Raw genomic sequence first — 24763 nt, 5'->3', positions numbered from 1 at the left:
AGATAAGCGCTAGCCCAACGGCGCGTCGAGCGTCGCGAGCGGGGAGCGGAAGCGTAACGTGTTCGCGCCCGCTACGAGGGCGCATGCTCGTCACGCTCGAAGGCCTCGACGGGAGCGGGAAGACGACCGTCTGGGAGGCCCTGCACGACGTCTACCCGGACGCCGTCTTCACGCGCGAACCCACGGACTCGCCGTACGGCGAGGCGGTCTACCGGTCCATCGAGGACGACGACGCGGACCCGCTCGCGGAGCTGTTCACGTTCGTCGCGGACCACGCCGACCACCTCTCGCGCGTGGTTCGCCCGGCGCTCGCCGACGGCGACCTCGTCGTCTCCGACCGCTACGTGGACTCGCGGTGCGCGTACCAGGGCGCGAGTCTCGACGGTATCGTCGACCGGCCCGTGGAGTACGTGCGGGGCGTCCACCAGCCGTTCACCGTCCAGCCGGACCTCACCATCTACCTCGACGTCGACCCGGAGACGGCCGTCGACCGGTCGGGCGCGACGAACAAGTTCGAGCAGTTCCAGTACCTCTCGGCGGTCAGCGAGAACTACGACCGACTCCAGGAGTGGATGCCCGAGCGGTTCGTGCGCGTGGACGCGACGCAGTCCCCGGAGGCGGTTCTGGACGAGGTCGAGCACGTCATCGAGACGGTCGTCGAGGCCGGCGGCCGTCGCGCGGCGGGATACGACCCGCTGGATACGGGCGAGGGCGACCGCGAGGACTACCAGGGCGTCGGCGACGGGCTCGGCGAGGGCGTCCGCGACCCAGACGCCTGACGGCGCGGTCGCCGCTCCGAGGATGGCTCGCGCGTCACCGCGAGTCGAGCGACTCGGGGAGTTCGACCTCGTCGGGCGACGGCATCCAGAAGTAGTCGAACGTGATACCGAGCATGAGCGGCATCGCGATGACGACGAGGACGGCGGTGTACCGCGACCCGAGGTTCCCGCCGATACCGAAGATGCCCGAGAGGACGAGCGTGGAGACGAACAGGACGAACGCCCCGCCGACGGCGGCGTAGATCGCGCTCCCCCACCCGGTCTCCAGGCGGTTCCTGAACAGTCGCGTGACGAGGGCGGCCAGCGCGGTGTGCACCACCACGAGCACGCCGATGCCGACGAGGCCGACGGTCGTGACCATACCCGACCGTGAGGGCTCCACGAACTAACCCCCATCGACGCCGGGCCTTCGGCGTCGGTCGCGTCGAGGGCGGCGGGACCGACCGCGACGCCGAGGGGTTTACGTCTCACGTAAACCTCGGCGGTGGGTGCGAGCGGTCGCGACGAGTTCACTCGGCCTCGAAGTAGCGTTCTCGGCGACGGACCGCAAGTGCTTTTTCCGGAGCGCCGGGAGGCGAGTGCATGCATCGGGTCATCGGCGAGCGCGACCTCGCGGACACGCCGTTCTCGGCGGACGAGGCGCGCGCGCTCTATCGGGACATGGTACGAGCACGACGGTTCGACGAGCGCGCGCTGGCACTCCAGCGTCGCGGGTGGATGAGCGGCTACCCGCCGTACAAGGGCCAGGAGGCGTCGCAGGTCGGTGCGGCGCACGCGATGGCGGCGAGCGACTGGTTGTTCCCGACGTACCGCTCGAACGGCATGCAGATCGCGCGGGACGTCCCGATGAGCGACGTCCTCCTGTTCCGCCGCGGGTTCCCCGAGTACGAGAGCGACCACGACGTCCCGAACTTCCCGCAGGCGGTCCCCATCGCGACCCAGATTCCGCACGCGGCGGGCGCGGGCATGGCGATGAACTACCGCGGCGAGGACGACAAGGCGGCGCTGTGTTACTTCGGCGATGGTGCGACCTCCGAGGGCGACTTCCACGAGGGATTGAACTTCGCGGGCGTGTTCGACGCGCCCGTCGTGTTCTTCTGCGAGAACAACGCGTGGGCGATCTCGCTGCCCCGCGAGCGCCAGACGGCGGCGGACTCCATCGCGCAACGCGGCGAGGCGTACGGGATGATGGGCGGGCAGGTCGACGGGAACGACCCGCTCGCGGTCCGCGAGTTCACGGAGAGCGCGCTCGAGTCGGCGCGCAACGGCGAGCCCGTGCTCGTCGAGAGCCTCACGTACCGCCAGGGCGCGCACACGACGAGCGACGACCCCTCTCGGTACCGCGACGAGGCCGAGGACCTCCCGGAGTGGCGCACCCGGGACCCCCTGGAGCGCTACGAGGAGTACCTCTTCGAGCAGGACGTCCTCACCGAGGAGTACGTCGACACCATCTACGAGGAGGCCGACGAGGAGCTCGACGACGCCATCGAGACCGCGGAGAACACGGAGCCCGAGGACGTCGCGGACGTCTTCGAGCACGTCTACGACGAGATGCCCGAGGGGCTCCGCGAGCAGCAGGCGTTCATGGAGTCGTTCGCGGCCGAGCACGACGTGATGGAGCTCGACCACTAGACGCAGTTGCTCGGAGCGGTGGGAGACGCGAGGAGTGGAGCGGTTCGGTCGTTCTTCTGGTCTCGAACCCGTGGGTCAGTTCGAGGCGCGTGCGCGTCGGTGCCCGCGGTCAGTTCATTGAGATGTAGGTCTTGGTGTCGGAGACGCCGTCGAGTTTCTGCATCTCGCTGGAGACGGTGTGGAGGACGTCGTACACTTCGGGGGCGTCGACTTCGCTGATGATGTCGTAGTTCCCGGCGACGATGTGGGCGGCGTCGACGAGGTCGATGTCGCGGATCTGCGCGAGGAGGTCCTCGGATTTCCCGGCGGCGGTCTTGACCATGATGAACGCGTGAACCATCGCTGTGTGGTACACGTTGGCACGTCAAAAAACTTCCCCTCGACCACCAGACGACGGCGGGGTAAGGTACTTGAAGGGGTCCGTCGTACGTGGTAGTATGCGGTTCGTTATCATAGGAGCTGGCCGAGTCGGTCTTCGGACGGCCCGCGTCCTCCGCGAGGAGGGCCACGACGTGACGTTGCTCGAACGCGACGAACGGAAGGTCGAACGCGCCCGCGACCAGGAGTTCACCGTCGTCCAAGGCGACGGCTCTCGCGAGGACAAACTCGAGGAAGCCGGTATCGCCGACGCCGACGCCGTCGGCGCACTCACCGGCGACCTGAACACGAACTTCGCCGCGTGCATGATCGCGAAACACCACGGCGCGCGCACCATCATGCGCATCGACGAGGACTACCGCGAGGACATCTACCGGAAGTACGCCGACGAGGTCGATGAGATAATCTACCCCGAGCGCCTCGGCGCCATCGGCGCGAAGAACGCGCTCCTCGGCGGCGACATCCGCGCCATCGCCGACATCGCCCAGAACCTCCAGATCGTCGAACTCTCCGTCACCGAAGCGTCGCCCGTCAAGGGCTACACCATCAGCGAACTCCAACTCCCCGCGGACGCCACCGTCCTCGCGTTCGGGAAGGAAGGCCACCCGGTCGGCATCCCGAACCCAGACGAGTCACTCGAGCTCGGCGACCGGCTCGTCGTCCTCGCGGACTTCGAGGTGCTCGGCGACGTCAGACAGATAATCGTCGGCGACGCGAGCGGTCGCGCCGCCACCCTCACCGGAGGTGCTTGAGATGCCAGTCACTGCCTACATCATGATCAAGGCGAACACGGGCGAGGCGGACCGACTCAGAGACGACATCGAAGCGCTCGACGGCGTCGAGCACGCGTACATCGTCGCCGGCGACGTCGACATCATCGCGAAGGTGTCCGTCGAATCACCCGGCGAGGTCAAGGACGTCGCCGCGACCAAGATCCAGGGCATCCACGGCGTCGAGGACACCCAGACGTACATCGCGATGGACTGACGGCGGCTCGCCAGTTCCGTCTTCTATAGCGGCGTGCCGCTGCGGCCGTTCCCGTCGTCGTCGCCGGCGGTGTTCTGCGAGGCCTGCGACCGGAGGTCGGCGGCGACGCCGACGTAGTCGTAGCCCGGGATGAGCCCCTGCACCCACGTTCCTTCGACGTACTCGGCGAGCGCTTTCGCGTCCGCGACGCCCTCGGCGGCGTCCCAGGACTCGTAGGCCAGTTCGACGCGAACCGTCTCCGCGCCGCGGTCGACGACCGGGTCGTCGCCGTAGCTCGTCTTCGCGACGTCGAACGCGTCCTCGAGGCGTCGCTCGAACGTCTCGAACCAGCCGTCCTCGACGACCGGCGCGACGTCGTCGGGGTCGTCGACCGTCGCGGACAGCGCCGGCACCGGGACGACGACGGTGAACGCGCCGGCCTTCCCGGAGTCCGGTTCGGTTGCGGTGACTGTCACGTCGAACGCGGTCGAGTCGAGCGCGAAGCGGTCGTCGTCGGTCGCGGCGAACGCGTCGTGGCGCTCGAACGCGGTCGCGACGTCGCTCGGCGTACTCGCGGTCATGGGCTCGCTTCGAACTCCGCGGAGAAGGGGGTTGCGTTCGCGGCGGCGCACCGTCGCGGACGAACGCCGTCGCGGGCGAGCGTCGACGGTTACCGACCGTCGAGGACCTCGCGGAGCGCGCCCGCGAGCTCCTCGAAGTCCTTCAGCGTGAGGCCGTCGGTCGTCACGAACACGCCGCCGCGGTCGACGGCCACGCGGATGAGGAACCCGTTCTCGAACACGCGGATGGTGTACTCGTGCGCGCCGAGTTCGCTCCCGGCGTACGCGGACTGCGTGGTCTCCCACTCGCGCCACTCGTGACCCACGAACGTTCCGAGGTCCGCGTCCCGCTCCAAGTCCCCGCGGAGGTACAGTTGCTCGTAGTCGTCGCGCGAGAAGTACGTCACCGACCGGAGGCTGTCCCCGACGGCGGTCCGCGCCGTGGTCACGACCTGGTCCGCGACGCCGTCGTCGAGCAGAGTCGTCATACCACTCTCGTCTACCTACACGGTGAAAAACCACCCGCCACGCGTCGACGACCGCTGGCGTTCGCGACCCCCGGTTGCTCGCGGCGCGCTCGCGGCGTTCGAGATTCGACGAACGTGTACAGCGGTACCCGCGTCGACCCATCTCCTGCCCACCATGTCCGCTAATACCCTGGAATCACAGGTCTCGGGCGCTCTCCCCGACGACCGGGGGATTTACTTGGGTTCGCCCTCGACGTGTTGTTGGTCTTCGAGGATTCGGGGGCCCAGTCGCCGACCGATTCAGGCACAGGTCGTCGACTGCAGGTGGCCGCCCCTGCCATGCCCACTTCGGGCGGCCGCCAGGACCACGTCGCGAGCGACGGCTCCCGGACGAGGCCTCCCTGACGGTCGCACACTCGACGAGCCGTAGGTTCAAGCGCTTGCGCGTCGACACCTCGGGGCATGTGTCGGTTCGTCGCCTACCACGGGCCGCCGATTCGACTCGACGAACTCCTCTACGCGCCCGAGCACTCCATCGTACAGCAGTCCACGGACGCGCGGGAGCGCCCAGAACCGCTGAACGGCGACGGCTGGGGCGTCGGCTGGTACGAGCCCGAGCGCTCCCCGGAGCCGGCGGTGTACCGCGAGGTCCGGCCGGCGTGGAGCGACGAGAACATGCGTCGCATCAGTCCGCTCGTGGAGACGCCCGTGTACCTCGCGCACGTCCGCGCCGCCAGCCCCGGGCTCGCGGTCCACGAACGCAACTGCCACCCGTTCCCGGGCGGCGAACGCACGCTCGAGGACCGCCGGGACCGCGACCCCGTCGTCGAGGGCCGCCACGAGCTGTTGTTCGCGCACAACGGCGTCATCGGCGGGTACCGCGACGTCGTCCGTCGACTCCGCGAGGACCTCGCGGACGAGCACTACTTCGCCATCAGGGGGTCGACCGACAGCGAGCACGCGTTCGCACTCGTCCAGCAGTACCTCGGCGACGCCGCCGCCGACCCGACGCTCGACGACCTCGTCGACGCCGTCGAACGCACGATCGAGCACGTCGAACGCCTCCGCGTCGACGTGGGCGCGCGCGACGACCCGACCGAGGCGAACGTCTGTCTGACCGACGGCGAGCGCGTGGTCGCGACCCGGTACGCCAGCGCGAACGCCGACTCGGCGCAGACGCTGCACGTCGGCGAAGCGAGCGGGTTCGTCGCCGACGACGAGTACGCGGGCGCGGTCGACCCCGACGGGAACGCGGCGACGGTCGTCGCGAGCGAACCGCTGTTCGCGGACGACCGCGTCTGGCGGGACGTCCCCCGGAACCACCGCGTCACCGTCGCCGCCGACGGCACCACGCGCGTCGCACCGCTCGACGTCGACGTCCCCTGACCGCGCCCGGGTCCCCTCCGCCCGCGTCCGCGCGCCGGGGTGCGCTTCGCCCGCGTCCCGCGGTGCGCTTCGCCGGCGACGGCACGCCGCGAGCGGTTCGCGACCCAACGCTTTTGCTCGCGACCACGGAACGACGACGTGATGCTGCTCGCGCTCGCGCTCGCCGTCGCGTTCGCGGTCGTCGTCGGGACCGTCGCCGTCCGCCAGCGACGCCGTTCGCCCACCGTCGAATCGCTGCCGGGCGTCGTCGGCGCCACGAGCGCCGCCGCCCTCGCTGGGTACGTCCTCGGTGACGGACTCGGCTCCTACGGGACCCTACTCGGGTACGGCGTCCTCGCGCTCGCCGTCGTCGGCGTGTTCGTCGGGCACGCCGCGACGCTTCCAGCGCACGACGCCGACGCCTGACCGACGTTCCGGCCGACCCGGCCGCTCGCTTGCGTTCACGCGTCGTTTCCCGTGGAAACCGAGTCATAACGATACGCCGCCGCCACCTGCCATGATGTGCTATGCCACGACACCTCGAGTGCGTCGTCGACGGCTGCGACGCCGTCATCGAAGCCGACACCGACGACGCCATCATCGAACAGGCCGCAGCGCACGCACGAGAAGCGCATCCCGAACTCGACATCGACGACGAGATGGAGCGCGAACTCCGCTCGCACATTACAACCATCTAACCCGAGTGGCGGGGGACGGTCCCCCGACCACCGGCGACCGTCCGGGCCTCGTTCAGTTCTCGCCGGCGAGCGGCGCGTACGCGTCGTCGAGCATGAACGCCGTGTACCAGCGCGCACCGCGAGCGAGCAGGTTCAGCGCGTGCAACCCGAGGACGAGCAGGAGTGCGCCAGCGACGGCGACGAACAGGGCGTCGCCGAACGTCCTGACGCGCCACGCGTCGAGCGTCCATACCGCCTCGAAGCCGACGAGGAGCTTGTTCCACGCGACGTACAGCGACGGATGTAGTTCGACGGGACGGTCCGTCACGACGCCGACGTACAGCCCCGGCTCTCGGTAGTAAAGCGGCACGAGGAGCATGCTGACGCCGGTCGCGAGGACGCTCGTCGCGAGCACGACCCCGAGCGTCCCGAACGCGAGCTTCGACGGGAGGTAGAGCACGGTCTTCCACGTCGAGGTATCGGTCAGGACCGCGACCGTGCGCTCGCGGAGCGACCCGTCCGCGGGGAGCGCGCGCGACCCGACGTCGAGGTCGAGGAGGTGCCTGGCGAGGACGCGCTCGACCGAGCCGGCGACGAGCGCGCCGACGACCGTCAGGAGGAAGATGGGAACGCCGACGAGGACGACGGTGAGCCCGACACCGAGGACCAGGCCGACGGAGACGAACACGAGGTAGGCGACGCCGAGCGGGAACGCCAGGCAGAGATAGCAGAGGTTCAGGTACGTCTGCGAGCGGACGGGAACGTCGACGAACGCACGGAGGCGAGCGGCGAGCGAACTGGACCGCGTCGAGGACATCGGTACCTAACTCAGCCGGCAGTTCGAGTATAAACGTTCGGGTCGAGTTGGCGAGCGAGCAACTCGGCCCGGGGACTCCTGGTGGCGGCCGAGAGTGGTCGACGTGATGTGTTCGTCGGGTCCTGGTTCGCCGCAGTCGCTCGCCCGTCCGACCGCGACGCTTTTGTCGACGGTCCAAGTAATCGCGTGACGATGCCACCGGAGGCCGAGGTCGACGAGATCGTGGACCTCATCAGCGACGCCTACGCGTGGCGCATCCTCGTGCAGACGCGCAACGAGGCGAAGTCCGTGGACGCACTCAGCGACGCGTGCGACGCCGACCCGTCCACGATCTACCGGCGCGTCGAACGCCTCCAGGACGCGGACCTCCTCACGGACGACCAGATGCTCGACCCGGACGGCCACCACTACAAGGTCTACAGCGCGAACCTCGACGCCGTCCACGTCTACCTCGAAGAGCACGGATTCGACGTCGACGTCGACCGTCGCGAGGACCCGAGCGACCGCTTCACGCGCCTCTACGAGGGATTCAAATGACCGCGAGCGTCCCCCTATCGTCCGCGAGTCCGCTGCAGACGACGACCGGCGGCGATCCGCTCGTCGTCCTCGCGGCACTCGGCGCGCTGTTCGTCGCGACCGTCCTCTCGCTGTACCTCGCGCTCCGCCTCTATCGCGGCTACCAGGACGGCGGCCAGCCGGGGATGGCGGCGCTCGGCGTCGGACTCGTCCTCCTGACGACCGTCCCGATGACGCTCCGGGTCGTGCTCGCGACCGTGCCGGGCGTCGACGGGACGACGCGCGTCCTCGCGGTCACCGCCAGCCAGCTCGCCGGCCTCCTCCTCATTCTCGGGGTGGTTTACGGTGGGCGTTGACGCGTACGGGCGCCTCCAGGCGGCCGTTTCCGGTGTGCTGGAGGTGGTTTACGGTGGGAGATGAAGCGTACGGGCGCCTCCAGGCGGCCGTTTCCGGTGTGATGGAGGTGGTTTACGGTGGGCGTTGACGCGTACGGGCGCCTCCAGGCGGCCGTTTCCGGTGTGCTGGAGGTGGTTTACGGTGGGCGTTGACGCGTACGGGCGCCTCCAGGCGGCCGTTTCGTCGTCGATGGAGGTGGCGTATGGCGGGCGTTGACCCGGGCACGATCGCGGCGATAGCCGCCGGCGGAACCGCTGCCGCGGGGAGCGTCGTCGCCGCGCTCGCGTACCGCGGCGCGAGACGGAACGACAGCGCGGCGATGCGGTACCTCGCCGTCGGTATCGCGTGCATCGCCGTCCTCCCGTTCGGGTTCCTGTACGGCCTCATGCCGCTGCTCGCGCTCTCGGACGCCCAGTCGCTGCTCGCGGTGTCGCTCGCGAACGTCGCCGGCCTCCTCGCCATCCTCTACTCGCTCGACGGCACCTGACGTCCGGATTCTGGTACTTGTAGCTTTGGGTCGGTTGGCGGCTCGGCAACTCGCCAGCGCTTGATATAGGGTGGTCGCGCGAACGTCAGGTTGCACATGACCCGATCGAACTCGTCGGCTGCGCGCCGGTCGTTCCTGGCCGCGCCCATCGACCCGTTCACGTACCGCACGCTCGGCTACCTCGCACTCGCCGCTCCCATCGGACTCGCGTACACGGTGCTCCTGAGCGTCGGCCTCGGGCTCTCGCTCGGCTTGAGCATCACGCCGCTCGGTCCCGTCGTCGTCGTCGCGACGCTGCTGGCCGTCGTCACGCTCGCGTGGCTCGACGCCCGCCTCACCGGCGGCGTCCTCGGCGTCGACGTCGCCCCCGAGTTCCCCGCCGTCGACCAGGGCGTCGTCGCGTTCCTGCAGGAGCTCGCGTTCGGTCGCGCGACCTGGACCGGCGTCGCGTTCCTCGCGTACCGCGCCGCCCTCGGCCTCGTCGCGTTCGTCGTCCTCGTCACCGGCCTCTCCCTCACGGCCGCACTCCTCCTCGCACCGTTCGCGTACGGCGACACGCTCGTCGTCCAGGCCACGACCACGCACGTCGTCGACACGTTCGCGGAGAGCGTCCTCGTCGCCGCCGCCGGCGTCCTCACCGGTCTCGGGACGCTGTACGCGACGAACCTCCTCGGTCGCGCCAGCGCACACGTCACCGACGCCCTCTTCCACGACGCCTGAGCGCGACCACGACCCCCGTCCTTCGGCTCACACCACGCACACGCGCCGCTCCTGTTCTTCCCCGTCGCTCCCGGTTCGAACTGCCGAGACCGATCCGCGACAGAATACGTGAGAAAAGGACCACACTACACAGTTGACCGCCGAACGCGGGGCGTTATCCTACCGGAGCGCCGACAGCGTCACGTCGCCCGTGTTCGTCTCGAACACGAGCTCGGGGCCGCCGTCGCCGAGCGTCCCCGACGCCGAATCCTCGCGCACCGACCCGTCGGCGAGCGACAGGTCGTTCACGACGACGTCGCCCGTGCTCGTCGACGCCCGCAGCGCCGCGTCGACGTCGGCGCCGATGGCCGCAGTCACGTCGCCCGTGCTCGTCTCGACGACCGTGTCACCGTCGATAGCGGGTATCTCGACGGTCAGGTCGCCCGTGCTCGCGGACGCCCCGCCGAACGCCTCCACGTCCTCGACGACGACGTCGCCCGTGCTCGTCTCCGCGCTCGCGGTGCCCGCGACCGACCGGAGCGTCACGTCACCGGTCGAACTCGCCGCCGTCACGTCCCCACGCACGTCCTGGACGTCGACGTCACCGACCTGCGTCTCGGTCTCGGCCACGGAGAGCGACGACGGCACCGTCACGTCCAGGTCCATCGACGGCTTCCCGGACAACCCGCCGTTCCCGGTCCACACCCCCCGCAACCGAACGCGGTCGTCGGGGCGCTCCACGCGGAACTCGAGCTTCGACAGGTCCGCGTTCACCGAACTCGACTGCTTCACGACGTCCACGTGCACGTCCTCGCGCTCCGCCGCGCGAACGGTCACGTCGCCGACGTCCACCGCCACCGCGAGCGCGGACGCGCCGTCGACGGGGACGCGCTCCGTCGACTCCTCGCGCTTCCCGACGAATGGCGTCAAGCCACTGCAGCCCGCCAGCGCGGCCGACAACGCCGCACCGGCGCCAGCGAGCAACCGCCGTCTGGAGGTCATTCCTACCATACCACAACCAACCCACCACGCATATTTCAACCGGAACGCACGACTGCGGACGCGCCAAGTCCCCCGAACGTTCAAATACGAGAAGTCACGGGGACTGGCTGGTCGACTGGAGGACGCTCAGTTCGCCGCGAGGTCCATGAGCGCACGGAGCTCCTCGGCGTCCTCCAGTTGCTTCCGGCGGAGCTGCTCCTCGATACCCGGCTCGTCCAGCCCCTCGAGTGCGTTCAACGCCCGGTCGATGCCGCGCACGCTCCGGACGATGGCCTCGCCCGCTTCGACCGAGAGGGCCTCGCGCTCCAGGCGCTGTTTGCGCTGGAGGCGCTCGCGCTTCAGCGACCGCTTCAGGGACTCCAGTCGCTCGCGCTCGCTCTCGGGTATCGCGTCGACGTCGTCGCACTCGAAGAGGAACGCCTTCACGTCCACCGTCTTCCCCTGTACGGTCAACTCGTCGGGGATGTCGCCACCGACGGTCCCCGACCGCCGCTGTAACTTCGACAGCAACCGCCGTCGCTCGCTGTCCTTCATTGGTCTACTCGAACCGACGGACGGCGGTGAATTAGGCGTTCCGAGCAACGCATTACTCTAACTCGCTCGACACGAACGCTTACGGCGGCTGCGACGAACCAGAGAACGATGGACCGCGCTGATACCGACCGGCACGGCGACCGCGCCGACGCCGACTCCCACGGCGACCGCGACCCCTACGCCGACACCGACGTGACCGCCGTCTTCGAGCGCGTCAGTCACCCCACGCGCCTCGACGTCCTCGACGCGCTCGCGGACGCCCACGCCGCCGACCCGACCGACCCCTGGCTCGCGTACACCGACCTCAAGACCGCCGTCGACGTCCGCGACAACGGGAACTTCAACTACCACCTCGACGCGCTCGACGACTTCGTCGTCAAAGCCGACGCCGGCTACCGGCTCTCCCGTACCGGCATGGAACTCCTCACCACCGCCGCCTCCGGCGTCCTCGACACCGACTGGACGTGGGGCCCACGCGACGCCCCCGGCACGTGCCCGTTCTGCGACGACGCCCTCGAGTTCCACTACACCGACGGCAAACTCCAACTCACCTGTGGCATCGACGAGCACGCGATGGCGCTCTCCGCGCCACCCAGCCTCCTCCAGACCACGCCCGACGACGAACTCGCCGACAATATCGCGTTCCTCGGCTACCAGTGGAGCCAGAGCATCCGCCAAGGCGTCTGCACCGACTGCCACGCCCACGTCACCGGCCACGTAGACCACGGCGGCCTCCAACCCGACCACCACCACTACCGCGCCGACTGCAAGCGCTGCGGCTACCAGCACGGCGTCCCCCTCGGCCTCCACCTCCTCACCCACCCCACCGTCACCCACTTCCACCACAACCACGACATCGACCCCCGCACCACCCCCTGGTGGACGCTCCACTGGACCACCCCCGGCACCGAGACCACACTCCAAACAGACCCCATCGAACTCGAAGTCGCCATCGAACTCGACGACGAAACGCTCACACTCACCATCGACCACGACGGCACCATCACCGACACCCAGCGAACGCGGAGCGAGTGACCGCTCGCCCCGAACGCACGTCCAGCCCCGTTACCAGCCGACGCCAACGCAGCACACAATCGCGAAACCTCTCACCACCCTCCTCACGACCGCACCGCCTCACTTGAACCGATAGATACAGGATGAGGCTGTATCGCGCTGGAGGAGAATCTACCTCAAAGTTGTTAGAATCAGTGTGCAAGATATAGAGGATAGTGCAGCAGACTGAGGAGGAGTCTGGGATACGTACTTGATATCGGGGATACACGTGGCTGGGATTGTGGTGTGACCTTTTGGTAAATGGGCACTACTCACTTCGTTATCTCGATTAAAAATTTGATTACAATATACGGAGCGTATCGTTAGTTGCGAATAGCCTGTTACGAGAGGGGGTCGTTTTCGCAACCTCTCCGAAGTAACAGGGAACAGCCCTTAATTATGAGTGACCGACGAAAGCAATCACGCTACCTGAATCGACGGACCGTTCTCAAAGCAGGCGGGGCTGCCGGCCTCGCTGCGGCAGCGCCCTGGACCACGGGACGAGTTGAAGCCGTTACCGGCGACACGGAGCTGCCGGTCGAAGATCACAAGTGGGAAGATCCGCTCCCGCGGCCGGGAACGTTGACGCCAGCCAGCCGGAAGGGTCAGACCGACCGCTACGAGATAGAACTGACCGAATTCACGCAGACGGTGCTTCCCAGTTCACTGGGGAAGACCACGACACTCTGGGGGTACGAAGGGACGTATCCCGCAGGGACCATCGAGGCACGACCCGGACGGTCCGTCGAAGTCGAATACATCAACAACCTCCCCTCGGACCACCTGTTGAGCGTCGACGAACGGGTCCACGGCGCGGGCCAGGGCGCACCCGCCGTCCGGACGGTTACCCACCTCCACGGCGGGGTGGCCGCTCCGGAGGACGACGGGTACCCCGAAGCGTGGATCTCGTCGGGTGGCCAGACCGCCGGGGACATCGCAAGCGTCCCGAACAGCGAAGTTCCGTACAAGAACCCCAAGGAGTACCCGAACGACCAGAAACCGGGGACGCTGTGGTACCACGACCACGCGCTCGGCATCACGCGCCTGAACGTGTACGCCGGTCTGGCGGGCTTCTACCTGCTCCGGGACCCGATGGAGAACGCCCTCCCGAGCGAGCAGTACGAGATCCCGGTCCTCTTTCAGGACCGGACGTTCGAATCGAACGGCGACCTGTTCTACCCGCCCGGAGACAATGACGAGTACGAGGCGGAGTTCGCCGGCGACATCCCGGTCGTCAACGGCAAGGTGTATCCCTACCTCGAAGTCGAACCCAGGTCGTACCGGTTCCGGTTCCTGAACGGGTCGAACAACCGGACGTTCAACCTGCGGTTCTACAACGAGGACACAGACTCGTATAGCGACGTTCCGCTGATGCAACAGATCGGTGTGGACCTCGGCTTCCTAGACGAAGTTGTCGAGGTGGGTCCTGGCGGTACGGTCGGCCCAGAGGGGCCAATCGATTCGATGCTTCTCTCTGGGGCCGAGCGGGCGGACGTGGTCGTCGACTTCAGTGGCTACGAGGGGACGACGTTCACAGTGAAAAACAACGCTGAGTTCCCCTACGCAGGCGAGAACAGCGGACCAGACCTCGACTCAATCGGCGAGATGCTTCAGATCCGCGTCACCGACTCCACCTCCAACCGGGGTAACGATGTCAATCTCGATGGGTTCCTGAATGGCGTCAACGGGAAGTATCAGGAACCGGAGACGAATCCGTCTGGAATCACCCGGACGTTCACGCTCGACAGCGCGGTGTTCACGGTCGAGAGTGGCGACTTCGAAGGAGACGAACTGGACAGCCACTTCCTCGACCTCGCGCTCTGGGAGGACGACGACGCGATCGTGAATCCGACGCTCGGCACCTCCGAAGTCTGGGAGCTGTACAACACCACGGGTGACTCCCACCCGATCCACCTACACCTCGTCGACTTCGAAGTGCTCGAACGGGAGAGCTTCACCTGGGACGACGAAGCGGGGTACCAGGACGCTGCCCAGGCCTTCATCGACGGCGAGACTACCACGAGGCCGGACATCTCGAACTACGTGACGCCCTCTGAAGCGCCCACACTACCGAACCCGAACAACCGTTTCCACAAGGATACGGTGCTGGTCAACCCGCAGGAGGTGGTCCGTATCAGGCCCGACTTCACCGGATTCACCGGCCTGTATCCCTGGCACTGCCACATCCTCGAACACGAGGACCAGGAGATGATGCTCCCCTACGAGGTGGTGTCACCGGAGTAGAGGCCATCCGTCGAAACGGGCGCTTTTCCTCCGTCTCCTGAAACTGGCTCAAGATTTTCCCCGTACCAAGCCAATGCTGAACGGAGGTACATGCAAGATTCGCGGGGTGTTTTCAGTACGACTCTTTGGACATCAACGTAATCTGGCAGAACCTATGGCGGTACCTTCGCACACCAACTTCGCGGCCGTTTCAGCGCACAAGAGGACGAAACAACCGAACAAAATGGAACCGTCGGAGCGACAATGCGAGGGGAGGGATTCGAACCACGGTCACTCCACTCGCTACGCTCGTTTCGCTCCCTGATTCGAATCCTCTTCCGATACTCGTCCCTCACGATGTGTTCGGGACGAGTATGCGAGGGGAGGGATTCGAACCCACGAACTCCTACGAGAGCGGATCTTAAGTCCGCCGCCTTTGGCCTGGCTCAGCCACCCTCGCTCGTCCGGCCTTACCGCCGGGGCCCCCAAGTCGGTTTCGCTTACTGCGGGCACCTCCACCGAACCCACTTCGCCGTTCCCGTCCCCGAACGCACGAGAACGTATCTGGTATCTTACGAATCCTATCTCTTCAAGTTCCCTGGACGCGTCTGAACGAGTGTACAACTCCCTTTCTCGCAACGGTCCATCGTCGAGGAACTGCGCGACTCGGTTTGTTACAGAGCACCCACAATGCCCACATTCGAGCACACTATCGACATTGCAGCGCCTACCGACCAGGTCTTCGCGTTCAACGACGACCCGCAGAACTGGATTCGAACGAACGCCAGCCTCGTCTCCGTCGACGTCGGCGAGGAGACCGACGACGGCATCCGGATGGACACCACGTACCGGCTGCTCGGGATGGAGCTCGACGGCGGTCTCACCCTGAGCCACGTCGAACCCACCGAGCACACCATGGTGTTCGAGAACGGCGGCATGACCGGCGAGATACACTTCGAGTACGCCGAGACCCCCACCGGGACGCGCGTCGTCCAGCGCGCCGACTACGAGTTCGGCGACAGCCTCCGCGACCGCATCGTCGCACCCGTCGCGAAGATGTACAACAAGCGCCAGTTCAAGCAGAGCCTCGAACTCACGAAGGACCTCATCGAGGCCGAAGCGAAGATCGAAGCCTGACTCACGCTCAGGTTCCCCGCCCGGTCTCGCTCCTCGAACCACACGTCTCTCTCCCGATCGAACGTGCTCTCCTTCTGCCGTCGCCCGCACGCCGACAGGACGCTGACCCCCTCGTCGACGCTCGAGGCCGACCTACCAGTCCACGCTCAGCGTGCCGTCGCCGTGCGGATTCGGTGCGATCTCCTCGTCCGTGCGGCGGTCGACGACGTGGATGATGCCGACGTCCTTCTTCGCCGGGCACGCCTCCGCCGCCGCGAGGTTGTGCTCGAGGTCGTCCTCGCCGAAGAAGTACGTCTTCGGGGTTCCCAGGCCGCTGTCGATACTCATCTCCCAGTTCGTCGACTTCTCCGCGCACTTGCCCGCGCCGAAGCACAGGTTCGCCTCGAAGATTATCTTGTACGGCGCCTCCTCGACCGGTGGCGCGTTCGCCTCCCCGATCTCGCTCGGCGCGTGCGCGTCCTCGCTGTCGCTCATTGGCGGGACTCGGGGCCGCGGTAACTTTCGGTTGTCGGTCCCGCGCTCGCTGCCGGGCCGCGGTCGAACCGGGTTGCGGCCGCTACTCGCCAGTGGACTTGCCGGCGGATTCGCCGAACAGGACGGGCGGGTCGCGGTTCGACGTGACGACGAGCTTGTCCAGCGCCGCGTCGTCCTCGCGGAACGCGACCGTGAGCGTGTGGGTGCCGGCGTCCAGATTGAAGCGTTTCGGTGGCGCGCCGTCGCGGTCGTGGTCGGGGACGGACTCCCACTCCCAGCTCCCGCGTCGCGACCGCATGCGGTCCCAGCGCACCCACTCGCGGTCGTCCACGCGGAGCCAGAACGAGTCGCTCTCGCTGTCCGGGACCTGCACGCGACCGCGGACCTCGTACTCGCCGGCGCGTTCGACGTCGAACTCGTATGTCGCGTACCCCTCGCTCGGCGGTTCGCCGCCGGCGTCCACGCCGCGGGTCGTGATGTACTTCCCGCCGCTCGCGTTCGGCGACTCCTCGACGACCCACGGCCGCTCGACGTCGTCTCGAAACCCGGGTTCCACGACCACGGCGCGCGCGCCGGCCCGACGGTCCGCGTCCGGAACCAGACCGCCGTGTCGAACATGACGGTCCGCCTTCCGGTGACGACCGACGATGCACTCGCGAACGTGACCGTCTACCGGTGGGAAGCAGGCGCCAACGAGACGTGGCACGCGACCTCGCGGAACGTCACGCGCGAGAACGGCACGGTCGCCGTAACCGTCGACGACGGCGGGTACTTCGCGGCCCTGAACCGCACCGAGTGGCGGTCGCTCACGAGCATCGACCGCGGCGAGGGCGTCACGCTCGTCGCGGGCGAAGGCGTCGACAGCGACGGCGTCGGTGTCGCGTCGGTCGACGACGAGAACGCGACGACGGTCGACTGTCACGGCGACTGCGACAGCAACGGCTCCGTCATCACCATCTCGAGTACGTCCTCGACCGACGGTCGGTCGACCGACCGCACCGCGACGGACGCGAACGCTAGCACTGCTCCGTCGAACCGCACGACGAACGCGACGAATGGTTCGACCCCCGCGAGCGACGACGCCGACGAGCAACCGCCGTCCGGCCGGAACTCGTCGACCGAAGACGGCGCCAACTCGACCGCCTACCTCCCGCCGGGCATCGGCGGTCCCGGCGGCCCCGGCGGTGGCGGCGGTGGTGGCGGTGGTGGCGGCGGTGGCGGAGGTGGTGGCGGTGGTGGTGGCGGTGGTGGCGGCGGTGGCGGAGGTGGTGGCGGTGGTGGTGGCGGTGGTGGCGGTGGCGGCGGTATCGGCATCTGTTCGCAGTCCGTCGAGCCGATGAGTCTGCCGTGCATCCCGACTCCCCCCGGCGGCGGCGGCGGCGGCGGTGGCGGCGGTGGCGGTGGTGGCGGCGGTGGCGGTGGTGGCGGCGGTGGCGGTGGTGGCGGCGGCGGCGGTGGTGGTGGTGGCTGCCCACTGTCCGTGTGGACCGACAGCTGCCCCGAGGACTCCGACGGCGACGGCGTCATGGACGAGAACGACGAGTGCCCGGACGTGCCCGGCGAGGGAACGTACGGATGCCCCGTCGACTCCGACGACGACGGCGTGGACGACCCCGACGACAACTGCGAGAACACGCCGAATCCCGACCAGGTCGACACGGACGGTGACGGCGACGGCGATGCATGCGACTCCGACGACGACGGCGACGGCCTCGACGATGGTCCCGACGAGTGTCCGAAAGAGTCCGCGGATACTGAGAGCGGCTGTCCGGACAAGGACGGCGACGGCATACCGGACGACTCCGACAACTGCCTGAACACGCCGAATCCGGAGCAGGTGGACACCGACGGCGACGGTGACGGGAACGAGTGCGACTTCGACGACGACAACGACTACGTAGACGACGACGTCGACGACTGTCCGCTAGAACACGGGACTGCGGAGAACGGCTGTCCAGACGGCGACGGTGACGGCATCCCGGATGGAGACGACGAGTGCCCCGACGAGGCCGCCAACACCGAGAGCGGATGCCCGGATAGCGACGGCGACGGCATCCCCGACAAGGACGACGAATGTCCCGAAGAGGCAGGGAATACCGAGAGCGGGTGCCCTGACAGCGACGACGACGGCGTGTTCGACCACGAGGACAACTGTCCGGAGGTCGCGAACCCCGAGCAGGCGGACGCCGACGACGACGGCAAAGGGAACGCCTGCGACGACAGCACGACCGTCTCTACGTACCAGGTCGACGTTCCCGACACGCCGCACTCGACGATCGTGATGAACATGCGCGCCACCGCACCGCGGGCGAACTCGGTGGTCGCGGTCGTCGTGGAAGGCTCCGACGGCGGGAAGGACCGCTTCGAGATCGCCGGCCCCGAAGCCGGGAGCGGGTTCACCACGAGCGACGACGGCGTCCCGCGCGCATCCGGCGAGACGCGCAACGGGTCGCAGGTCGCCGCGACGACGAACGACGAGGCGTTCAAGTACTACAGTCTCCCCGTCGGCCAGTTCGGTGGCGACACCGTCGACGTGACGTTCGTCACCGCTCGCGGCGGCACCCTCGAGATCAAGGCCGACGACGTGTACGCGTACGGCGACACCGACGGCGACGGCCTCTACGACGCCTGGGAGAACCAGGACTGGACGATCCCGCGCGGTCCCGCCGGCTCGTTCTCGCCGGACCCGACGAGCTCGGACACCGACGGCGACGGCGTCATGGACAGCGTCGAGGTCGACCTCGGCACGTTCGAGGACGCCGGCGTCGGCCAGCCCGGCGAGACGCCGTACGAGAACCGCCAGGGCGCCATCACCGTCGTCTCCGCGAAGTCGAACCCGACGCTCGCCGACACCGACACCGACGGCGACGGCGTCAGCGATCCCGTCGAGTACGACCCCTACGAGGTGAGTCTGTTCACGAGTCGGTCGGACGCGAGAGGGTTCCGGCGGGCGCTGGTGAACGACTCGTTCGATCCGACGGATTACGTGACGACGGAGACCAGCCACAGTAGCGTGTTCGCGGCGGACACGGACGGTGACGGGTTGAACGACAGCGAGGAGCGCCGGCTGGGGACGACCGCGGACGAGGCGGATGCGGACCACGATTCGGTGTCGGACGCCGAGGAGATGGCGATGAAGCCGGCGGACCCGACGATGTTCGACGCGTCGGGCCCGGAGGTGACGGTCACGAGCGCGTCGTACGCGGACGGGACGTACTCGGTGCAGGCGGTGCTGTCGGACCCGAGCGGCGTGGGCGCGTACTCGGTGACGCTGGACGGTGAACAACGAGCGTCCGGGAACGGGGACTGGGAGCGGAACGTCACGGTGAGCGAGCAGATCGACGTTGGGGTGTTCGACCGGATGACGCGGTTCCTGGAGAACAACGAGTTGCGGTTGGTGGCGGAGGACAAGCACGGGAACGCGCGGTCGCGGTTAGCGTATTCGAGTTCGGACGTGTTCGTGGAGACGATCGAAGCGCACGGGCTCGAGGAGTGGTTGACGCCGACGATGGTGGCGCGGTTGGGTGTGCTGTCGGGGACGACCCAGGGTGCAGGTGAGGTGCTCGGGCAGCTCACGTCGCTGATAAAGAAGCCGAAGGAGTTCCTGGAGAAGCTGGCGGACGTCGACAAGTACGCGAAGCTGGTGAAGAACCTGGAGTCGCTGCCAGGGTTGCTGGTGGCGGGGTATCGCCAGCAGATGAACGCGTCGAACCCGTACTACGACCGGCAGGCAGGGGCGCCGACGAACGAGACGCGGTACGAGGCGTTCGCGACGGGGTACTACGCGGGCGTGGTACTGTTCGAGGTGGGGGTGTCGGCGGCCGGCGGTGTGGGCGTGGCGAAGCACCTGAAGAAGGTCGACACGATCGCGAACGCGGTGTCGAAACCGAAGGTGCAGAAAGCGCTGTCGTACTACCGGAAAGCCAAGCGCGTGAAGGCGGATGCGGAGCGGAAGCTGGTGACGGGGCCGGCGTTCGTCAAGGTCGCCGAGGACCCCGAGAAGCTACGGTTGATCGTTCCAACGGAGTACGTGAATACGGAGCGGGACTACCAACCGTAGACGGTCCACAGAAACGAGGGTGGACTCAACCGAGTTCGGCTTTGTAGCTCAGACGTCGGCGCCGGTGAGGTCGAGGTGGCTGACGTCGTCGTGGAAGTCGATGGATTCGATGCCGGCGTCGGTGTTGGGGTTGTCGCGGCCGTCGGTGTCGAGCGCGCCGAGTTCCTCGACGACGTCCATGCCGTCGGTGACCTTCCCGAAGACGGCGTGCTTGCCGTCGAGGTGCGGGGTCGCGCCGAGGGTGATGAAGAACTGGCTGCCGTTCGTGTCGGGGCCGGCGTTCGCCATGGAGAGGACGCCGGGGCCGTCGTGCGTGAGGTCGTCGACGAACTCGTCGTCGAACTGGTAGCCGGGGCCGCCGCGGCCGGTTCCCTCGGGGTCGCCGCCCTGGATCATGAAGTCCTCGATGATGCGGTGGAAGTCCGCACCGGCGTACAGCGAGTCGCCGCGTGTCTCGCCGGACTCGGGGTCGGCCCACGTCGTCGTGTCCGGGGCGGGCTCTTCGTTCGCGGCGGGGTCGTGAAGCGCGAGGCCGACGAAGTTCGTGACCGTTCGCGGCGCCTGCTCGTCGTAGAGCTCGATGTCGATGTCGCCGTGCGTCGTGTGGATGGTCGCAGCTATCGTCATGGTCGAGGGGACGGCCGCCTCCGGGATAACGTTGCCCCATCGGGCTGGCGGGACGGTGCGGTCGTGTGCTTGGTGCGTGGTCGTGTCGCCGCGAGTGGCGTTGGGGTGAGATTCAAGACCCGGCGCGCCGAAAACTGGCGTAACCGATGACGCGTTCGGCTCGCCATCGTCGCGAGGACGTGACGCTCGCTCGACTGCCGTCGGGCGTTCGAGTGTCGACGACGGTGCACGTGTACGAGGGGCCGGAAGCGGGGCCGACGGTGTACGTGCAGGCCGCCCAGCACGGCCGCGAGGTGAACGGTACGGAGGTCCTCAGACGGGTGCACGAGAAGCTCCCGCTCTCGGAGCTATCGGGGCGCGTGGTCGCGGTGCCGGTCGCGAACCCGGTGACGTTCGACCGCGTCGGGTACACCGCTCCGGCGTCCCTTGATTCCGTGAACGGGAACATGAATCGCGTGTGGCCGGGCGACGACGAGGGGTCGCTCCACGAGCGGATGGCGGCGGCGCTCTGGGCGTACGTCGCGGACGCGGACGCGGTCGTCGACCTCCACACGGGGAGTCCGGACCTCCTCACGCACGTCGTGTACCCGCACGGCGACGGCGAGGCGCGAGCGCTCGCCGAGGCGTTCGGCACGGACCTCCTGCTCGGTGAGCGCCGCGGCGAGGACGCCCCCGACGAGTGGCATCGCCGCGACTTCGACGGGAAGCTCCGCGTCGCCGCGGCGCGCGAGGGCATCCCCGCCATCACGCCCGAGCTCGCGCACTGCCGCGAGCTCGTCGAGCCCGCGGTCGAGGCCGGCGTTCGCGGCGTCATGAACGTCCTGCGGCACGTCGGCGTGCTCGACGGGCAGCCCATCACGACCGACCCCGTCGTCGCCCGGAACCACCTCGGGCGCGTCGACGCCGACGACTCCGGGCTGTTCCGCCCGAACCCCGCGCTCGAACTCGGCGAGCGCGTCGGCGCGGGCGACGACGTCGGCACCGTCTACGACCCGTCGACGTACGAGGTCCTGCACCGCGCGACGTTCGACCGCGACGGCCTCCTCTACGCCATCTCCCGCGAAGCCACCGTCAAGGCCGGCGATAGGCTCGCGAGCGTCGCCATCCACGACTGAATGGCATACGGCGGCCGCCAGACCGCCTTTTCTGCGCCCGACTGAATGGCATACGGCGGCCGCCAGGCCGCCGTTTCTCTCGGGGTGGACGGACCGAGCGCGACGGCCCTGCGGACCACAACGCACTTGCCAGTCCTCCGACTCGTCACGCGTCCATGACGGAGAACTCCAGCGACGACGACGGCGACGATGGCGGCGACGGCGGTGGCTGGGAGGGCGCGTACGCGAGCACCGACGCGGTCGGGTGGGATACCGGCGACCCACAGCCAGCGGTGAAAGACCTCGTCGACGCGGGGGCGTTCACCGACCCGGTGCTCGACGTCGGCTGCGGGCTCGGCACCGAATCCTGCTATCTCGCGAACGCGGGCTACGACGTCCTCGGCGTCGACGTCGCACCGACCGCCATCGAGCGCGCCCGCGAGACGGCCGCCGACCGCGACCTCGACGTCCGGTTCGAAGCCGGGGACGCGTTCGCGCTCGGCACTCCAGCGGGGGTCGTCGACGCCGACTGGGCGGGGTCGGTGCTCGACGTCGGCGTGTTCCACGCGATCGAACCAGCCCGTCGCAGCGCGTACGCCGACGCGCTCGCTCGCGTCCTCGAACCCGGCGGTCGCGCGTTCGTCCTCTCGTTCGCGCCCGGCGCACCCGAGGACTGGCCCCCGAACTTGATCTCGCGCGACGACGTCCGGGACGCGTTCGACGTCGGCGATTCCGACCGCGGGGATTCCGATGGCGAAGATTCCGACCACGGGGATTCCGACGGGGATTGGCGCGTCGTCGATCTCCGCGACGAGACGTACGTCTCTCGCGGTGGCGAGGTTCCGGCGCTGCTCGCGATCCTAGAGTGGAGCACGGAGGATTGAGGATCGCACTCCTCGACGCCTATCGCGGTCGGGAGATGGACGGCGACGTCCTCCTCGCCCGCATCGACCGCGACACCTCGCTCGTCGACCGACTCTCTCCGGACGCCGACCTCGCCGAGCGCGTCGTCTACGTCGACGCCCTCGACGCACCGATCGCCCTCTGAGTCGTCGAAGAACGATCGGCGACCGTCGCGTTCCGTGACGAAGCACTCGTTCTGTACCGGTGCGAGGTCCCGGCGTCGCTCTTGCAGTGCGGAAACGGGTCCGTCGAGAGCGCGCCGAGTCTGTGGCGGCGTCGCTCAGCTAGCGTCGCGGAGCGACAGCCAGGCGGTCGCGAGGACCGTTGCGGTGGTTCCGAGGACAAGTGCGAATCCCACGCCGACGACGACCGACATCGGTGCGAGTTCGCGGAGCGTGGGCGTCGAGAGCGCGAACGGCCACCCGGTCACGAGCGAGAACCCGAGTCCGGTCCCGAACGCGAACGCGAACCCGGATGGGACGCCGTAGCCCGAGACGACTGGTGCCGCAGTCAGGACTACGAGGACGACAGCTGCGGTCTCGGTCGATAACACCGTCGTGACGACGTCCGCTCCGAGGATCACACCGTTCAGGAGCAGTCCGAGCGCGAAGAACGCGACGAGCGAACGCCCGCTCGTTCGAACTTTTGGCGTCGAGAGCCGATCTAGCACGCCCAGGTGGTCGTTCGCACTACAGAAGGGTGCTTCGACGAACGGGTCGACGTCGACCCGAGCGCGATGCAGCGTTGCATCGACCGAGCGAGATGCAGTTCAGTGTCGCCCCGCGCTCGGCCATCCTGCTATAGCGTGGTCAGAACGCCCGCAGGTCCTCGAGCACTGCCTGTGCGCTCCCGTCCGCGATGACAGCGCGTGCGTCGTCGATGCCTGCTTCGATGCTGTCGACGTCGTCGCGAGCGTACATCCGGAGCGCGGCGTTGAGCGCGACCGCGTCGGCGTAGGCGTCCTCGCGGTCGCCCGCGAGCACCTCCTCGGTGATCTGCGCGGACTCGACGGCGACGTCGTCGACCTGGAGGTCCTCCTCCTCGACGTCCATCCCGTACTCCGCGGTCTCGATCTCGTAGTCGGTGAGTTCGTCCGTCTCCGCGACCCACTCCGCGACCTTCGTGTACCCGGGGCGGACGTCGTCGTAGCCCTCCATCCCCTGGAACATCACGACCTTCGAGACGTCGCTCTCCCGGCTCTCGGCGAACGTCTCGCAGACCTTCTTCGCGAACGCGAGGTGGTAGAACGACCCGAGGTGGACGTCGGCGTTCGCGGGGTTCGCGAGCGTCTCGACGGTGTTCACGAACGTCCGCACGCCCATCATGTCGCGGCGCTCCCAGAGGTCCTGGATGCCGGGCGCGAACGCCGGCTGGTAGTAGAACCCGAACCCGGTCTCGTCGACCATGTCCGCCGAATCACTCGGCGTGAGTTCGGTGTGCACGCCGAGTTCGTCGAGGACGTGCTTGTACGCGTCCTGCTTCTGCGTCGGCACGCGGTCGCCGGAGTGCACGACGACGGGGGTGCCGGCGGCGGCGGCGACGACGCCCGCGGCGACGCCGAAGATCATCGACCGGCCCTTCCCGTCGTAGTTCGCGCCGCAGTCCACGGGGTCGCAGTCGGGTTCGGCGACCTCGACGGTCTCCTCGCGCATCACGTCGACGTACGCGCCGAGCTCCTCGGGGTTGTTGCGCTTCCAGCGGTTCGCGAGCCAGAACGCGCCCAGCGTCGTGTGGTCGGGTTCGCCCGCGAGGATGCGCTGGAACGCCTCCCGTGCCTGGTCGCGGGTCATGTCCTCCGCGGACTTGTGCCCGCTGCCGACGACCTCCGTCATCAGGCGCTTCAACGGCCACTCGCCGAACCGCTGCTCTCCTGTTGCCATGCGCGGTCGTTGGAGCGGTCGCCGCAAAAGCCCCTCG

The 24763-nt window shown here is 68.0% G+C and carries 29 protein-coding genes, 1 tRNA gene and 1 pseudogene; 18 read left to right on the top strand and 13 right to left on the bottom strand.

What is annotated here, in order from left to right; genetic code table 11:
• Positions 1-83: 83 nt before the first annotated feature.
• Positions 84-659: pseudogene (gene tmk / locus VYJ16_RS13750) on the top strand (dTMP kinase); the annotation flags it as partial.
• Between the two features lie 154 nt (positions 660-813).
• Here tmk and VYJ16_RS13745 read toward each other — a convergent pair.
• Positions 814-1140 carry a DUF7991 family protein gene (locus VYJ16_RS13745; protein WP_227133426.1) on the bottom strand — a complete coding sequence of 109 codons (327 nt, stop codon included), beginning with the start codon at positions 1138-1140 and terminating at the stop codon, positions 814-816.
• A 221-nt stretch (positions 1141-1361) separates the two neighbouring features.
• Here VYJ16_RS13745 and VYJ16_RS13740 point away from each other — a divergent pair, with 221 nt between their 5' ends.
• Complete coding sequence (locus tag VYJ16_RS13740) at positions 1362-2411, top strand: thiamine pyrophosphate-dependent dehydrogenase E1 component subunit alpha (RefSeq protein WP_336350876.1); 1050 nt, start codon at positions 1362-1364, stop codon at positions 2409-2411.
• A gap of 109 nt (positions 2412-2520) precedes the next feature.
• On the opposite strand, the gene VYJ16_RS13735 is transcribed toward VYJ16_RS13740, so the two are convergent.
• On the bottom strand, positions 2521-2751 hold the full coding sequence (locus VYJ16_RS13735) for an Lrp/AsnC family transcriptional regulator (protein ID WP_336350875.1): 231 nt from the start codon (positions 2749-2751) through the stop codon (positions 2521-2523).
• A gap of 97 nt (positions 2752-2848) precedes the next feature.
• Here VYJ16_RS13735 and VYJ16_RS13730 point away from each other — a divergent pair, with 97 nt between their 5' ends.
• Positions 2849-3541, top strand: coding sequence for a potassium channel family protein (locus VYJ16_RS13730; protein ID WP_336350874.1), 693 nt, complete (start codon positions 2849-2851; stop codon positions 3539-3541).
• Between the two features lies 1 nt (position 3542).
• Positions 3543-3776, top strand: coding sequence for an Lrp/AsnC family transcriptional regulator (locus tag VYJ16_RS13725; protein WP_336350873.1), 234 nt, complete (start codon positions 3543-3545; stop codon positions 3774-3776).
• A 23-nt stretch (positions 3777-3799) separates the two neighbouring features.
• Here the strand turns inward: VYJ16_RS13725 and VYJ16_RS13720 are convergent, their stop codons facing one another.
• Complete coding sequence (locus tag VYJ16_RS13720) at positions 3800-4336, bottom strand: DUF5813 family protein (RefSeq protein WP_336350872.1); 537 nt, start codon at positions 4334-4336, stop codon at positions 3800-3802.
• 89 nt (positions 4337-4425) lie between these two features.
• Positions 4426-4803 carry a DUF7522 family protein gene (locus VYJ16_RS13715; protein WP_336350871.1) on the bottom strand — a complete coding sequence of 126 codons (378 nt, stop codon included), beginning with the start codon at positions 4801-4803 and terminating at the stop codon, positions 4426-4428.
• Positions 4804-5244: 441 nt separating this feature from the next.
• Here VYJ16_RS13715 and VYJ16_RS13710 point away from each other — a divergent pair, with 441 nt between their 5' ends.
• The 3 genes from VYJ16_RS13710 (at position 5245) to VYJ16_RS13700 (ending at position 6845) form a co-directional block, all read left to right on the top strand.
• The gene (locus VYJ16_RS13710) at positions 5245-6168 is read left to right on the top strand and encodes a class II glutamine amidotransferase (protein ID WP_336350870.1); all 924 of its coding nucleotides are present in this window, start codon (positions 5245-5247) and stop codon (positions 6166-6168) included.
• Between the two features lie 141 nt (positions 6169-6309).
• Positions 6310-6573, top strand: a complete 264-nt coding sequence (locus tag VYJ16_RS13705) for a hypothetical protein (protein WP_336350869.1) — start codon at positions 6310-6312, stop codon at positions 6571-6573.
• A 101-nt stretch (positions 6574-6674) separates the two neighbouring features.
• Complete coding sequence (locus VYJ16_RS13700; protein WP_336350868.1) at positions 6675-6845, top strand: DUF1059 domain-containing protein; 171 nt, start codon at positions 6675-6677, stop codon at positions 6843-6845.
• 52 nt (positions 6846-6897) lie between these two features.
• On the opposite strand, the gene VYJ16_RS13695 is transcribed toward VYJ16_RS13700, so the two are convergent.
• Complete coding sequence (locus VYJ16_RS13695; protein ID WP_336350867.1) at positions 6898-7641, bottom strand: sensor domain-containing protein; 744 nt, start codon at positions 7639-7641, stop codon at positions 6898-6900.
• 192 nt (positions 7642-7833) lie between these two features.
• Between VYJ16_RS13695 and VYJ16_RS13690 the strand changes: the two genes are divergently transcribed.
• The 4 genes from VYJ16_RS13690 to VYJ16_RS13675 all read left to right on the top strand — a co-directional run bounded on the left by VYJ16_RS13690 (position 7834) and on the right by VYJ16_RS13675 (position 9760).
• On the top strand, positions 7834-8178 hold the full coding sequence (locus VYJ16_RS13690; protein WP_336350866.1) for an ArsR family transcriptional regulator: 345 nt from the start codon (positions 7834-7836) through the stop codon (positions 8176-8178).
• A complete protein-coding gene (locus VYJ16_RS13685) occupies positions 8175-8513 on the top strand; it encodes a hypothetical protein (protein ID WP_336350865.1) in 339 nt (112 codons plus the stop codon). Before VYJ16_RS13690 ends, VYJ16_RS13685 begins: the two co-directional genes overlap by 4 nt.
• Before the next feature lie 242 nt (positions 8514-8755).
• Positions 8756-9040 carry a DUF7521 family protein gene (locus VYJ16_RS13680; RefSeq protein ID WP_336350864.1) on the top strand — a complete coding sequence of 95 codons (285 nt, stop codon included), beginning with the start codon at positions 8756-8758 and terminating at the stop codon, positions 9038-9040.
• Between the two features lie 96 nt (positions 9041-9136).
• A complete protein-coding gene (locus VYJ16_RS13675) occupies positions 9137-9760 on the top strand; it encodes a sensor domain-containing protein (protein WP_336350863.1) in 624 nt (207 codons plus the stop codon).
• A gap of 159 nt (positions 9761-9919) precedes the next feature.
• Here the strand turns inward: VYJ16_RS13675 and VYJ16_RS13670 are convergent, their stop codons facing one another.
• Positions 9920-10741 (bottom strand): DUF4097 family beta strand repeat-containing protein, encoded by an 822-nt coding sequence (locus VYJ16_RS13670; RefSeq protein ID WP_336350862.1) that lies wholly within the window; start codon positions 10739-10741, stop codon positions 9920-9922.
• A 126-nt stretch (positions 10742-10867) separates the two neighbouring features.
• Positions 10868-11275 carry a DUF5788 family protein gene (locus tag VYJ16_RS13665; protein WP_336350861.1) on the bottom strand — a complete coding sequence of 136 codons (408 nt, stop codon included), beginning with the start codon at positions 11273-11275 and terminating at the stop codon, positions 10868-10870.
• 108 nt (positions 11276-11383) lie between these two features.
• Between VYJ16_RS13665 and VYJ16_RS13660 the strand changes: the two genes are divergently transcribed.
• Positions 11384-12310 carry a DUF7351 domain-containing protein gene (locus VYJ16_RS13660; protein WP_336350860.1) on the top strand — a complete coding sequence of 309 codons (927 nt, stop codon included), beginning with the start codon at positions 11384-11386 and terminating at the stop codon, positions 12308-12310.
• Positions 12311-12727: 417 nt separating this feature from the next.
• Entirely contained in the window at positions 12728-14572 is a 1845-nt protein-coding gene (locus VYJ16_RS13655; RefSeq protein ID WP_336350859.1) for a multicopper oxidase family protein, read from the top strand.
• Between the two features lie 354 nt (positions 14573-14926).
• Here VYJ16_RS13655 and VYJ16_RS13650 read toward each other — a convergent pair.
• Positions 14927-15011, bottom strand: a tRNA-Leu gene (locus VYJ16_RS13650).
• A 230-nt stretch (positions 15012-15241) separates the two neighbouring features.
• Between VYJ16_RS13650 and VYJ16_RS13645 the strand changes: the two genes are divergently transcribed.
• Positions 15242-15688: an SRPBCC family protein gene (locus VYJ16_RS13645; protein ID WP_336350858.1), complete on the top strand. Its 447-nt coding sequence runs from the start codon at positions 15242-15244 to the stop codon at positions 15686-15688.
• 132 nt (positions 15689-15820) lie between these two features.
• On the opposite strand, the gene VYJ16_RS13640 is transcribed toward VYJ16_RS13645, so the two are convergent.
• Complete coding sequence (locus tag VYJ16_RS13640; protein WP_336350857.1) at positions 15821-16162, bottom strand: ferredoxin; 342 nt, start codon at positions 16160-16162, stop codon at positions 15821-15823.
• Between the two features lie 82 nt (positions 16163-16244).
• On the bottom strand, positions 16245-16718 hold the full coding sequence (locus tag VYJ16_RS13635) for a carbohydrate-binding protein (RefSeq protein ID WP_336350856.1): 474 nt from the start codon (positions 16716-16718) through the stop codon (positions 16245-16247).
• Positions 16719-16778: 60 nt separating this feature from the next.
• Between VYJ16_RS13635 and VYJ16_RS13630 the strand changes: the two genes are divergently transcribed.
• Positions 16779-20222, top strand: coding sequence for a thrombospondin type 3 repeat-containing protein (locus VYJ16_RS13630; RefSeq protein ID WP_336350855.1), 3444 nt, complete (start codon positions 16779-16781; stop codon positions 20220-20222).
• A gap of 48 nt (positions 20223-20270) precedes the next feature.
• On the opposite strand, the gene VYJ16_RS13625 is transcribed toward VYJ16_RS13630, so the two are convergent.
• Positions 20271-20849, bottom strand: a complete 579-nt coding sequence (locus VYJ16_RS13625; protein WP_336350854.1) for a peptidylprolyl isomerase — start codon at positions 20847-20849, stop codon at positions 20271-20273.
• Between the two features lie 146 nt (positions 20850-20995).
• Here VYJ16_RS13625 and VYJ16_RS13620 point away from each other — a divergent pair, with 146 nt between their 5' ends.
• The 3 genes from VYJ16_RS13620 to VYJ16_RS13610 all read left to right on the top strand — a co-directional run bounded on the left by VYJ16_RS13620 (position 20996) and on the right by VYJ16_RS13610 (position 22991).
• Positions 20996-21964 carry a succinylglutamate desuccinylase/aspartoacylase family protein gene (locus tag VYJ16_RS13620; protein WP_336350853.1) on the top strand — a complete coding sequence of 323 codons (969 nt, stop codon included), beginning with the start codon at positions 20996-20998 and terminating at the stop codon, positions 21962-21964.
• A 155-nt stretch (positions 21965-22119) separates the two neighbouring features.
• A complete protein-coding gene (locus VYJ16_RS13615) occupies positions 22120-22827 on the top strand; it encodes a class I SAM-dependent methyltransferase (protein ID WP_336350852.1) in 708 nt (235 codons plus the stop codon).
• Entirely contained in the window at positions 22824-22991 is a 168-nt protein-coding gene (locus VYJ16_RS13610; protein ID WP_336350851.1) for a hypothetical protein, read from the top strand. Before VYJ16_RS13615 ends, VYJ16_RS13610 begins: the two co-directional genes overlap by 4 nt.
• A 135-nt stretch (positions 22992-23126) precedes the next feature.
• On the opposite strand, the gene VYJ16_RS13605 is transcribed toward VYJ16_RS13610, so the two are convergent.
• Entirely contained in the window at positions 23127-23516 is a 390-nt protein-coding gene (locus VYJ16_RS13605; protein ID WP_336350850.1) for a hypothetical protein, read from the bottom strand.
• A 139-nt stretch (positions 23517-23655) separates the two neighbouring features.
• The gene (locus VYJ16_RS13600) at positions 23656-24726 is read right to left on the bottom strand and encodes an anthranilate phosphoribosyltransferase (protein WP_336350849.1); all 1071 of its coding nucleotides are present in this window, start codon (positions 24724-24726) and stop codon (positions 23656-23658) included.
• Between the last annotated feature and the right edge of the window lie 37 nt (positions 24727-24763).

Source organism: Halorubellus litoreus (assembly GCF_037081675.1).
Taxonomy (GTDB): domain Archaea; phylum Halobacteriota; class Halobacteria; order Halobacteriales; family Natrialbaceae; genus Halorubellus; species Halorubellus litoreus.
This window is presented reverse-complemented; position numbering and strand designations above follow the sequence as displayed.